This is a genomic window from Paenibacillus sp. 01T443, assembly GCF_056398325.1.
The window spans coordinates 822,078-835,245 of record NZ_JBFTPE010000008.1 but is presented as its reverse complement, the minus strand read 5'-3'; the positions used below and the strand labels follow the sequence as shown (position 1 = coordinate 835,245).

Here is a 13,168-nt window from a genome sequence, read left to right as displayed (position 1 = left end):
TGGCAGGGAATCCCGATGAGGGATTCCCGTCCTTTTATATGGACGACCATTTGAAGAGGAAAGAGGGGTTCGCATGCTGAAGGTAACCAGGAAGACTAAGCGATTGGTTGGCGCCCTGCTGGCCCTGGTCATGATCGTGATCATCGTCTCCATCGTTCCTGCGAACCGATCGTCAGGCAGCGATCACGTATTGGAGACGGTTCAGGCATCGCCTGATCAAGTGGAGAAGATAGCAACTCTCGCTTCCTCTGGCAATCGGTATGAGGAATATGTTGCAAAATATGCTAACAAGCCTCATCCTTCCGGCACTCAAATGATTGAAGCAGAGTCCTTTGCCGCTTTCGATGGCATGAATGTTAGCAAAATGGATGATTACGAGGGTGCAGCGTCACCTGTCGTCACAACGGAAGATTCGGGAGCCGTCCACTGGGATGTCGATGTGCCGGAAGACGGGTTATATCATATCGGTTTGCGTTATTTTCCGATGGAGGGAAACACGTCCCCCATTGAAAGAGAGCTTCTCATTGATGGGAAGGTACCCTTTGAGGAAGCTTCGAGACTCGTATTTTCACGGGTATGGCGCAATGAGCTGAACGAGCTGGAGCAGGATGCCAAACAGAATGATTTGAGGCCAAGACAGGTCGAAAGCCCGCAGTGGCAGGAGAGAATATTGCGTGATGCGGAAGGTTATTACAGAGAGCCTTTTTCCTTTTATCTATCCAAAGGCCAACATCGAATTTCACTCGTTTCTCTTAGAGAACCGATGATTATAGACTATTTGAAGCTTTATCAACAAGAAGAAATCCCCGCCTATGAGAGCATAGCACAAACCTACCAAGAGCTAGGCTATGATACGACGAACGGCTTGTTTATCAAGTTTCAGGGCGAGAACGCCTCGTTCAAATCGAATCCATCCTTGTACCCGCTTAACGATCGCTCCAGCCCAGGAACGGAACCCTATCATGTGTCAAAAATTAGAATGAATACGATTGGAGGCGTCAACTGGAAAATTTCCGGCCAGTGGATTTCGTGGGAAGCGGATATTCCGAAGGACGGACTCTATGAATTCGGTCTCAGGTATAAGCAAAATACGGTCAGAGGTGTAAACGTGGTGAGAGAGCTTTCAATTGACGGGAAAATTCCCTTCAAGGAGGCCGAGGCCATACCGTTCCATTATAACGGCGCATGGCAAATCGGAACGCCGGGTGAGGACGGAAAACCGTATTTATTTTATTTAACGAAAGGGAAGCATCAAATCAAGCTGGAGCTTACGATGGGCGATTTGGCGGAAACGATCCGCATGGTGCGCTCGAGCATCCAGCAATTAAACGCTTTATATCTCAAGATCATTATGATTACTTCAGCAATGCCGGACCCACTTCGTGATTATGAGCTGGAGAAGAAAATCCCCGAGCTGCAGAAGGTGTTCAAGGAGCAAAGCGATTTTCTTTCCGCAGCAGCGGACCGGATGGATGAGATGGTTGGAGGAACGAGCGCCAGCACCACGTTACTGAGAACGACCTCTTATCAGTTGGAGGATCTGGGAAGCCGCACCGAGACATTAACCTCGCGGCTCAAGAGCTTTAAGGACAATGTCACAGCTCTTGGTACATGGCTGCTTACTGTAAATCAGCAGCCGCTAGAAATCGATTATTTATTTTTCAAATCGCCGGATGTTCCTCTTCCGAAGGTAAGCACCGGAATGATCGGCAAATCCGTGCATGAAGTCATGTCCTTTGCGAGATCGTTCTCCGAGGACTACAGTCATATCAGCAATGAAAAGCAGGATGATAAGGCGGTAACCGTATGGATTGCGGCAGGCCGGGATCAGGCGCAATTGCTTCGGTCTATGATCGATAATTCCTTTACTCCGCAGACCGGCATATCGGTTAATTTGCAGCTCGTTAATCCGGCGGTCGTTCTGCCCGCGACGCTGGCAGGGAAGGGACCCGACATTGCGTTGACGCAATCGGATGTCATCAACTTTGCAATGCGGAACGCACTCCAGGATTTATCTGCTTTCCCGGAGTTCGATCAAGTGAAGAACCGGTTCCAGGACAGTGCTTTTGCCAGCTTTAATTATCAGGACGGGGTTTATGCGCTTCCGGAGACACAGTCGTTCCCGATGTTGTTCTATCGCAAGGATATTCTGGAGGAGCTGAACCTGGACGTTCCGCAAACATGGGAGGATATGTACCGGATCATTCCCGAGCTCCAGAAGCACAACATGGATCTGGCTCTGCCGCAAAATATCGTATTCGAATCCATGCTCTACCAAAATGGAGGACAGTATTATCAGGAAGACGGTATCGCAACCGATCTGGATTCAGCGATCGGCATTGAAACGTTCCAAAAGTGGACGGAGCTGTATACCAACTATAAGCTGCCGATCGAATTTGACTTTATCAACCGTTTTCGGACCGGCGAAATGCCGATCGGTATAGCAGATTACACGACGTTTAACTTTTTGACGATATTCGCCCCGGAAATTAGAGGCCAATGGAATTTTGTCGCCGTGCCGGGGACCCGGGCCAAAGATGGAACCGTACGGCATGACACGATGAGTACGGCGACAGGATCGGTCATGTTTAAAAACGCCAAAAACAAAGAGGCCGGCTGGGCATTCATGAAATGGTGGACGGATACGGAGGCGCAGGTCACGTTCGGACGCGAAATGGAGGCCATACTGGGCGAGTCTGCCCGCTATGCAGCTGCAAATCTGGAGGCTTTGCAGCAGCTTCCATGGTCGGCGAAGGAATTGAACCAGCTCGTTGACGAGCTCGGGTGGGTCGTCGGAAGACCGGCTGTTCCAGGTGGCTATTCGCTGGATCGCCATATCTACAATGCCTTTTATGAGGTGTACACGGAGGGCAGCGAGCCGCGGGAAACGCTGGAAAACTATGTCCGGACGATCAATCAGGAAATCACGATCAAGCGCGAAGAGTTCGATTTGCCAACGAAGTAGAAGGGAGGGCTCCAAATGATTCAGCTCGTCAAGAAAACCAAGCTGAGGCTGGAGAACGGAAAGCCGCGTCCGCGGTTGAGCCACACATGGAAGGAAATGAAGAAGAACAAGGTCATTTATGCCATGCTCGCGCCATTCTTCCTCATCTTCTTTACTTTTACCGTCCTTCCCGTTTGCTTATCGCTGCTAGTCAGCTTCACCAATTTTAATATGCTGGAGTTTCCGCAATGGGTAGGCTGGCGAAATTACGCCCAATTATTCGTAAGGGACGACGTTTTCCTTATTGCATTGAAGAACACGTTGATTTTTGCCGCGGTCACGGGTCCAGTCAGCTATATCGCATGTTTTGTGCTTGCTTGGATCATAAATGAGTTTCCGCCCAAAATTAGAGCCTTCGCGACTTTGGTCTTCTACGCGCCGGCCTTGTCGGGCAGCGCCTTTATCGTTTGGACGCTCTTGTTCAGCAGCGATTCCTACGGTTATATCAATGCCTTTCTACTGAAATGGCATTTGATATTGGAGCCGATCCTGTGGTTGAAGACACCGAAATACATCCTACCGATCATTATCATCGTACAGCTTTGGCTCAGCCTCGGAACGAGCTTTCTTGCATTTATTGCAGGATTGCAAAGTCTCGACAAGACGCTGTTCGAGGCTGGAGCGATCGACGGCATACGCAACCGCTGGCAGGAGCTTTGGTTCATAACGCTGCCTTCGATGAGGCCGATGCTTATGTTCGGTGCAGTCATTCAAATTACGGCGTCCTTCGGCGTTGCGGAGGTGGCAACCGCATTGGCAGGCTTCCCCAGCGTCAAGTATGCGGGACACACGATCGTTACGCATTTGATGGACTACGGCTCCATTCGATTTGAGATGGGCTATGCTTCGGCTATCGCGACCGTGCTGTTCGCGATGATGCTCGGTTCCAATCTCATCGTGCGAAGGCTGCTGGCGAAGGTCGGTGAGTAAGAATGATCCCTATTAGCTTTAGGAAAAAAAGAGTCAGCCGTTCATGGGCAGGGGATATCTTCTTGTTTCTGCTCCTAGCGGCGGTCGGATATTTTATGGCCATGCCGCTTGTTTTCGTCATCAGCAATGCCTTCAAGCCGATCAATGAAATATTGAAGTTTCCACCGGACTTTTTCGTCAAGAACCCGACTCTCGCGAACTTTACGGACTTATATCATTTGCTTTCTGGCTCATGGGTACCCTTTACCCGGTATATCTTCAATACCTTTTTTATTGCAATCGTCGGTACGGTCGGTCACGTTCTGATCGCTTCCCTCGCGGCATATCCGCTGGCCAAACGGAAATTTCCAGGCAAGGGCATTCTCTTCTCGATCGTAGTCTTGTCGCTTATGTTTTCAGCTACGGTCACACAAATAACGAATTACATGACAATGTCGTGGCTAGGCTTTCTGGATACCCACTGGGCAATCATCATACCGGCAATCGGCTCATCGCTGGGGCTCTACCTCATGAAGCAATTCATGGAGCAAATTCCGGATGCGCTGCTGGAGGCTGCGCAAATCGACGGCAGCAGTGAATTCCGCATTTTCTGGAGCGTCGTCATGCCAGTCGTTAAGCCCGCATGGCTTACGCTCGTTATTTTCTCGTTCCAAGGTCTGTGGGGAGCAGGCGGAGCAGCAGGCTCCATGTACATCTACAGCGAGCAGCTCAAAACGATTGATTATGCGTTAAGTCAGATTCTGGCAGGAGGCATCATTCGGACCGGTCCTTCCATGGCAGCGACGCTGCTGCTGCTTACGGTTCCGATTCTCATCTTTGTGCTATCGCAGAGCAGTGTTATTCAAACGATGTCAACCTCCGGCATGAAAGATTGATGGGAAAGGGGAGGCTTACGTTGAATCGATTTAGTAAATATCTGCTGCTCTTCCCTCTAGTGCTGATTTTGGTTGGCATTTCAGTGCCGGTACACGCTGCGCCTTTCGATGGCTACAACTATTCTTGGTGGGGAGATCCCGAGCCTGCGCCCGTGCCTTACCTGCCGGTCAAGCAAATCGGAGGGGAACAGCTAAGCTCGGGACCGTTCAAATCTCCGGAGGATTTGTATATTACGCCTGACAAAAAAATATACGTAGCCGACACAGGGAACAACCGGATCGTCGTGCTGAATGAACAGGCAAAAGTGATCCAAACGATCGATACGTTTGAGAACGGCGATAAGGCGGATGGCTTCTCCGCACCTCAGGGCATCTTCGTTCATTCAAACGGGCATCTGCTTATTGCGGATACGGGGAACAAGCGTATCGTCGAATTAACAAGGGAAGGCGAGCTGGTCCGTGTGATCGGAGCGCCGGAGAGCGATGTGCTTGGAGACAGCTTCGTATATGAGCCGATTAAATTAGTTGGTGATTCGGCAGGCCGGCTCTACGTTGTAGGCAAGGGCGTATTTAACGGCATTATGCAGTTTGATTCCGGAGGGAAATTCACCGGATTCATGGGCGTCAATAAAGTGCGTTACAGCGCCGCGGATTTGTTCTGGAAGCGTGTCATGACGAAGGAGCAGCGTTCGAAGATGGTGCTGTTTATCCCTGTTGAATTCAACAACGTCGATATCGATAACGAGGGCTTCATTTATGCGACGACAAGCGAGGAGTTTTCGGATGCGCCGGTCAAGCGTCTTAATCCCTCCGGAACAGACGTGCTGAAGAGAACGGGCTACCAACCGCCAAAAGGGGATGTCCGGTTCCGTATTGGAGGCACGAGGTCCGGGACGTCCGCGATCCAAAGTGTCTCGCTTGACCGAAACGGCATTTACAGCATTTTGGACAACACGCGCGGAAGAATATTTACGTACGACAGGGAAGGCAAGCTCATGTATATTTACGGCCTGCTTGGCGAGCAGGTGGGGACCTTTAAGACGCCATCCGATATCGACATGCTTGATGACAAGATGATTGTGCTCGATAAAGGCTTGAATCAGCTTGTCATGTTCGAGCCGACCCGCTACGGGAAGGTAATCCGGGACGCCGTTATTTATAACGATACAGGAGAGGAAGAGAAATCGGTCGAGAAGTGGCGCGAGGCGCTGCTTCTAAACAACAATCTGGAAATCGCTTATTTAGGAATCGGGAAAGCGGAGCTTAGGCAGGGTCATAATTACGAAGCAATGAAGCATTTCGAGCTCGGCATGCACCGGGAATATTATTCCCGGGCCTTCGAACGCTACCGGAAGGATTTCATGTGGGAGCATTTCGGCAAAATCGCAGCAAGCGCGATAGCAATCGTCGTGCTTCTCATAGCAGCGAAGGTGTTGATTAAGAGAAGGGAGACAGAGCCGGGAATCGTGGGAATGGGGTGGTATACGATCTTCCATCCGTTTAACGGCTTCTGGGAGCTGAAGTTCGAGAAGAAAGGGAAGATTTGGTTCGCGCTCTTGCTGCTGCTCGTTCTCTCTCTTCTTTACGTCATGAAGAGGCAGTTTACCGGATTTATCTTTAATCCGGGCGTCAATGCGGAGAGCGTAAATATGATTGACGAGATCAAGTTCATTGTTCTCCCGTTTTTTTTATGGTGCATCGCCAACTGGTCCATGACGACCTTGATGGACGGCGAAGGAAAGTTCAAGGAGATCGTAATGGCGACGGCTTATGCGCTCATACCGGTCGTATTGATGCAAATTCCGCTTATATTATTATCCAACATAATCACCGTACAGGAAGGTTCTTTCTATCGATTGCTGGAATCACTCGGATTCCTTTGGTTTTTCGGCTTGCTGTTTGTCGGAATGCTTACCGTTCATCAATACACGGTGGGAAAAACAATCATGACGATGATTCTGACGATGATCGTGATGGGCATCATCATTTTCTTAGGCCTGCTTTTCTTCAGCTTGGCACAGCAGATGCTTTCCTTCGCGGCTACGATCTATAAAGAAGCGATGTTCAGATTAGGGGAGGGATAATGCCATGACGATACACAAAAATTTGCGGAAATGGATGGCATTGTCCCTGCTGGCAGGCATGTTTTCGCTGTCAGCCTGCATGGCAGGCTCGTCTGACAGCACCGATATTCCTGCTGCAATAACGGGGACCTCCGATAAGGATAACGGAATACCGGATGCTTCACTCCGCGCCCTGGACGCGTCGGACCAAGCGGAGCCTCGAATCGAGGGCCTTGATCCGGCGCTTGAGAACGATGCTCTCCGGCTCTATATCAGCCGGACGACGGCGGAGATTGCAGTTCTTGATAAACAAAGCGGACAGATTTGGCGGTCGAATCCGGACAGCGCGGAGGATAAGCTCGCTTCTCCTTACTTGAAGGGGAAATTAGCCTCGCAAATCTCGTTCGTCTACCTGACGCAAAACGGACAGAACAAGGATTATGACAGCTATAACAATAGCGTGAAATTCAAGCAATTCGAGATCAAGCAATCCGGTACCGAGTTAGCGGTCACGTACCTATTCGGCGATCCCGAAAAGGGGCTTGATTCGATTCCGCAGCGGGTGAGCAAGGAACGGTTCGAAGAGAGATTGCTGAAGCGTTTGGAGGATCCGGCCGATCAAGACCAGCTGAAGGTCAGGTATAAATTTAATGAGGAGCTAAACCTATACGAGCGCCGCGAAATTCCGAAAGCCGTTATGAAGAAATTGCTGGCTCTATTCGAGAAAGTCGAATATACGGAAGAGGATCTTGCCATCGATAACGGCGAGGGGGGCGGGGGCGAAGCTGCCCAGGAGGCGGCCAATCCGAAATTTTCGGCAACGGTTCAATATACACTGGACGGGCGTGACTTGATCGCTTCAATCGATACGTCATCCATTACGGAGGATACACCGCCTTATCGCATCCATTCGATCAGTTTGCTGGAGAATTTTGGCGCGGCAGGGCGAAAGGATGACGGCTATATTTTTGTACCCGACGGGTCGGGCACGCTGATTCGATTCAACAGCGGCAACATTCAGGCACAGCCGATCTTAATCCCGATATACGGCGAAGACAGCTCGATCTACGTAAGGGAGAAGTTTAACACGCTTGAGCCAAACCGATTGCCGGTATTCGGGATGAAGAAGAACGATGCTGCCTTTCTCGCCATCATCGAGGTGGGGGATGCACTCGCCAAGCTGTCCGCGGACATAAGCGGACGATTGCATGAGTTTAATACGGTTGCGGCCCAATTTCTTATTTTGCCTAAGGATGAGGTTCGTCTCAGCAATAACGAGATCATGCACAAAACGCCGAAGCAAACATATAAAGGCAAGCTGAAAATCCGTTATTCCCTGTTAAGCGGGGAGCAGGCTGATTATTCCGGAATGGCCGCGAGCTACCGCACTTATCTGGAGAAGGCGTATGGACTGACCAAGCTGAAAACAGAGGGAGATACGCCGTTTTATCTGGAGCTTGTCGGAAGCATCCCGAAGAAGAAAAACCTGCTCGGCTTTCCTTACGAAGCGCTTGTATCCCTAACGGATTTGAAGGAAGCCGAGAAGCTCGTCGATCAGCTCCACGCCAATCAAATTCAGAATGTTCGGCTTCGTTACAAGGGCTGGTTTAATGAAGGCTTAAACCATACAATTGCTTCGGAAATCGAAATGGATCGCGTCATAGGAAGCAAAGACGAATGGAACCGCTTAGCGGAGAAGCTCCAAAAGAGCGGGGGAGGTTTTTACCCGGATGCAGCGTTCCTGCAGGTTTACGAGGATTCTGGAAAATTCAGCCCGAACAAAGACGCAGCCCAGTACATCTCCCGCCGGTACGCGAAAATATATGAGTTCGACCGTGCGGCCTATTTTAAGCATAACGAGCTGTTGTCGCATTATTTGCTAACGCCTAGAAGGCTTGCTTCCACGGTCAATGGGTTCATGTCGGATTACAAGAAGCTGAATCCTGGCTCGATTTCTTTAAGGGATTTGGGCTCCGAGCTTTATTCGGATTTCCGAAGAAATGCGGAGGTGACCAGAGAAGACGCGAAGCGGATCATCACAGATCAGCTTAAAGCCATTTCGTCGCAGTCACCTGACATGTTGGTCAACGGAGGAAATGCCTATGTGCTTCCCTACGCATCGCATATTCTCAACATGCCGCAAACGAGCAATGAATACCAGCTGGCCGGCGAGTCCGTACCGTTTAACCAAATGGTGCTGCACGGCTATATCGAATATGCGGGAAGAGCTTACAACATGGCGGATGACCAGCAGGTCCAGTCGAGTGTACTGCGATCGCTTGAGACGGGCTCCAATGTCTATTTCAACTGGTTTTATGAGGATCCGTCCGTTTTGAAGGAAACTAGATTCAACTATCTCTATTCGAACCATTACGAACAATGGTTCGAGGAAGCTGTTCAAGCCTATGCCGAGGTAAACGAAGTGTTAAAGCAGGTCCGCGGGCAGAGCATAATGAAGCACGAAAAGCTGGCGGAACGCGTCTACAAAACCGTTTACGAAAACGGTTTAACGGTTTTCGTCAACTACGGCGACGCTGCGGCCGCCGTCGAGGGCGTGACGATCGAAGCAGATGATTACTTCGTTAAGGGGGGATAAGGATGTCAAAGAAACGAACACTCAGCTTGGAGCGCAAAAAGGAAATTTACGGTGTGTTGTTCGTAGCCCCCTGGCTGCTTGGGTTCTTGCTGCTGATGGTCATCCCGTTTTTCCAGTCGCTTCAATTCAGCTTCCATAAGCTGACGCTTAATGCGGATGGTTACTCCCTTCAATACTTGGGCATTGAAAATTATCGCAATATCTTTTTTGTCGACGCATGGTACGTCCGTACATTGACCGAGGCTGTAACGACGATGGCATTGAACGTGCCGCTTATCATTTTTTTTAGCTTATTTACCGCGACTATTCTGGCGCAGAAGTTTAGGGGAAGGATGCTTGCAAGGGCGATCATTTTCCTTCCCGTCGTTTTGGCTTCCGGGGTGATTGCCAAGCTGGATAACGGGAATTTTCTAGCCCAAATGATCGGCTCCGCTTCAACTGACCTAGAGGGCAACTATTCAGGACTGCGAAGCATCGAGCTGAGGCCGCTGCTGTTCCAAGCGGGTCTGAGCATGGATATCGTCGAATATTTGACAGGCGCAGTGGATCGTATCTACCAAATTATCAGCTCCTCCGGCGTGCAGATTCTAATTTTCCTCGCCGGACTGCAGTCGATTTCTCCTTCACTCTATGAAGCGGCGAAGATGGAAGGCGCTACGGGCTATGAGTCCTTTTGGAAAATTACGTTTCCGATGATTTCTCCGCTTATTTTAACGAATGTGGTTTATACCATCATCGACTCCTTTTACGACAATAACATGACGCAAATGATTCAGTCCGCCGCATTTGGAAGATTGGACTTTGGCGTAAGCTCGGCAATGTCATGGATTTACTTTCTTGTCATATCGATTATTCTGATCATTTCAACGTACCTGATCTCGAAACGGGTTTTCTACTACGACTAAGGGGGAGAAGAGCTATGGAAGCGGAAACGAAAGAAAGCAAACGCTTCTCGGCCTCTGCCGCGGTGCGGGCCGTTACGAGCTGGTACGAACGTCATAGTCCGCTCGAGAAAGCTAAGCATTGGCTGTGGGTTATTATTCGTACCGTGCTCATCTTAGGGATCTGCTTTATCATTGTGTATCCCATCATTACAAAGCTGTCTATCGCTTTACGCGATAAGCAGGATATGTTCGACGCGACGGTCGTTTGGCTGCCAAGGCATTTTACACTGGAAAATATTAAAACCGTCATGGGCTATCTGAAGTATCCGGAATCGGTAACCAATACGCTGCTGCTTAGCCTTGGGACCTCGCTGCTTCAATTAACCTCCTGCGCCTTGGCAGGTTATGGCTTTGCAAGACTTAAGTTTCGCGGAAGCGCGATTCTGTTTGGAATCGTCATCTTCACGATCGTCATCCCGCCTCAAACGATTATGGTCCCAACCTATTTACATTATCGCTTCTTCGATGTTTTTGGCCTGTATCATCTGTTTACGGGGAAGGACGGCGTTAACCTGCTGGAAAGCTTTTGGCCGTTCTTCATCTCCTCCAGCCTTGCCATGGGCTTGAAAAACGGCTTGTATATCTTTATATTCCGGCAGTTTTTCCGTTCGCTGCCGAAGGATTTGGAGGAAGCCGCTTACGTAGACGGAGCGGGCATTCCGGGCACCTTCCTAAGGGTTATGCTGCCGAATGCGGTGCCTGCGATTGCAACGGTCATGCTGTTCTCGTTCATTTGGCAGTGGAATGACAGTTACTTTGTGAACCTGTTCGCGCCGAATTACACGCTCCTTGCAAGAATGCTTGATTTGCTGCCGGGCGCGGTTCGTCCCGAATACGTCGGGGGCATTTCCCATACGTCTCTTTATTTGAACACGGGAACGCTGCTCGGGATTTTACCGATTTTTATCCTTTATTTATTTGCGCAGCGGTACTTCGTTGAAAGCGTGGAGCGTACTGGATTGGTTGGGTAACGATTATCCGGGCAACTGGACAAACGATAAGGGAGTGCTGCAATGAACTATGCCATAGGAGTAGATATCGGAGGAACGAAAATTCACTTTGCGCTTGTCGACAAAGCCGGAAGGATCGTGCGTCATGAAATCGTACCTACCCTCTCTGAGTTTGGGCCTGAGCATGTCATGCAATCGGTGTTAGGCGGCATCGACAGATTGATCGGTCAAGGCGAGGAGCAAATCGCTGGAATCGGCATTGGCAGCGCGGGTCAGATTGATTTTGCGACCGGCTCCGTATCGTTCGCGGTAGATACGCTCCCGGGCTGGACGGGGACTCCCATCAAACAAACCGTGGAGGGGCGCTTCGGCTTAACCGCATATGTCGATAACGATGTGAATGTAATCGCGATTGCGGAGAAATGTTTCGGCGCGGGCAGGCAGTACGAGCATTACGTATGCCTTGCGCTAGGTACGGGAATCGGAGGGGCGGTCGTGGCAGACGGCCGGCTTATTCGCGGAACGTCTGGAGGGGCCGGGGAGCTTGGCCATTCGTCGATTCATTTCGACGGTCCCCGCTGCAGCTGCGGCAATTATGGCTGCATTGAGATGTACGCTTCCGGCACGGGCATTGCAAGGATTGCGCGCGAGGCGCTTGGTGATAATGATGCCCTTTACACAAGCGGACCAAGCGCCAAAGAGGTTCTAGCGGATTGGGAGGCTGGAACCCCCTATGCCGTTAAGGCTATGGGGGTGGTTATACGCGCTTTGGCTTCGGCCATAAGCGGAATCATTCATACCTTTAATCCCCAGGCTGTCATCATTGCCGGAGGGGTGGCCGAAGCGGGCGGCGCGTTTTTTGCTGAATTAGAGAAGGAAGTCGCAGAGAGAACCTCTCCTAGCATGTGGAAGGATTGCCGGATTGTTCCCTCATATGTCGGTGCGGATTCAGGTGTAATCGGCGCAGCTGCACAAGTGTGGCATTATGCCGAGGAACGCTCCGGAAAGCAGGTGTCGCGATGATCAAACCGTTAATTTCCAGCCTAAAGGATGGTTTTATCGTTTCCTGTCAGGCGCAGGAGCACGAGCCTTTATACGGCTCCGATATCATGGCGGCAATGGCGGCCGCAGCGGAAGCGGGCGGAGCATCGGCCATTCGCGCCAACACGCCGCAGGATATCTCCTCTATCAAAAACAGATGCAAGCTGCCGGTTATCGGGCTGTATAAAAAACATTATCCCGATAGCGATGTATACATTACCCCTACACTGCGAGAGGTAGATGAGGTCATTCGGGCAGGCGCGGATATCGTGGCGATCGACAGCACGTCAATGACGAGGCCGGGCAACGAGAAGCTGGACCGGCTCATTGCCGAAATTCGCAAGAGTTTCCCAGACACGTTTATTATGGCGGATGTCTCGACCTTTGAGGAAGGAGCCATGGCCATGCAGCTGGGGGTAGACGTCGTATCAACGACGATGTCGGGTTATACGCCCTATAGTCCGAAGCTGCAAACCCCTGATTTTGAGCTGATCGGGAAGCTGTCCGCGCTCGGGCGCGTGCCTGTCTTTGCGGAGGGGAGGATATGGACGATCGAGGAATGCCTGCGCTGCTACGAAGCGGGCGCACATGCCGTCGTGATCGGAACCGCCATCACAAGGCCGCAAGAGGTCGTAAGACGTTTTGTGACCCGCATCAAAACAAAAATGCAGGGACAGCATTAGGAGGAAGCAAGATGGAACAATCGCAAAACGGAACATTCCTGCGTCAAGGGGAACGAGCCGGAGAATTGGGATTTAAGATTAT

Annotated in this window: 9 protein-coding genes; all 9 read left to right on the top strand. The window is 50.6% G+C overall.

Annotation, left to right across the window (positions count from 1 at the left end; genetic code table 11):
- Nucleotides 1-73: 73 nt before the first annotated feature.
- The 9 genes from AC1DLI_RS17535 (at nt 74) to AC1DLI_RS17495 (ending at nt 13,086) form a co-directional block, all read left to right on the top strand.
- Nucleotides 74-2,965 carry an extracellular solute-binding protein gene (locus AC1DLI_RS17535; protein WP_477604707.1) on the top strand — a complete coding sequence of 964 codons (2,892 nt, stop codon included), beginning with the start codon at nt 74-76 and terminating at the stop codon, nt 2,963-2,965.
- Between the two features lie 96 nt (nt 2,966-3,061).
- Nucleotides 3,062-3,934, top strand: a complete 873-nt coding sequence (locus AC1DLI_RS17530) for a carbohydrate ABC transporter permease (RefSeq protein ID WP_477605069.1) — start codon at nt 3,062-3,064, stop codon at nt 3,932-3,934.
- Between the two features lie 2 nt (nt 3,935-3,936).
- On the top strand, nt 3,937-4,809 hold the full coding sequence (locus AC1DLI_RS17525; protein WP_477604706.1) for a carbohydrate ABC transporter permease: 873 nt from the start codon (nt 3,937-3,939) through the stop codon (nt 4,807-4,809).
- Nucleotides 4,810-4,829: 20 nt separating this feature from the next.
- Complete coding sequence (locus AC1DLI_RS17520; RefSeq protein WP_477604704.1) at nt 4,830-6,893, top strand: YIP1 family protein; 2,064 nt, start codon at nt 4,830-4,832, stop codon at nt 6,891-6,893.
- A 4-nt stretch (nt 6,894-6,897) separates the two neighbouring features.
- Nucleotides 6,898-9,468 carry a DUF5696 domain-containing protein gene (locus AC1DLI_RS17515; protein WP_477604702.1) on the top strand — a complete coding sequence of 857 codons (2,571 nt, stop codon included), beginning with the start codon at nt 6,898-6,900 and terminating at the stop codon, nt 9,466-9,468.
- Between the two features lie 2 nt (nt 9,469-9,470).
- Complete coding sequence (locus AC1DLI_RS17510; RefSeq protein ID WP_477604700.1) at nt 9,471-10,373, top strand: carbohydrate ABC transporter permease; 903 nt, start codon at nt 9,471-9,473, stop codon at nt 10,371-10,373.
- Nucleotides 10,374-10,387: 14 nt separating this feature from the next.
- Nucleotides 10,388-11,383 (top strand): carbohydrate ABC transporter permease, encoded by a 996-nt coding sequence (locus tag AC1DLI_RS17505; RefSeq protein WP_477604698.1) that lies wholly within the window; start codon nt 10,388-10,390, stop codon nt 11,381-11,383.
- 42 nt (nt 11,384-11,425) lie between these two features.
- Entirely contained in the window at nt 11,426-12,385 is a 960-nt protein-coding gene (locus AC1DLI_RS17500; RefSeq protein ID WP_477604696.1) for an ROK family protein, read from the top strand.
- Nucleotides 12,382-13,086 carry an N-acetylmannosamine-6-phosphate 2-epimerase gene (locus AC1DLI_RS17495; protein WP_477604694.1) on the top strand — a complete coding sequence of 235 codons (705 nt, stop codon included), beginning with the start codon at nt 12,382-12,384 and terminating at the stop codon, nt 13,084-13,086. Before AC1DLI_RS17500 ends, AC1DLI_RS17495 begins: the two co-directional genes overlap by 4 nt.
- The last annotated feature ends 82 nt before the right edge of the window (nt 13,087-13,168 follow it).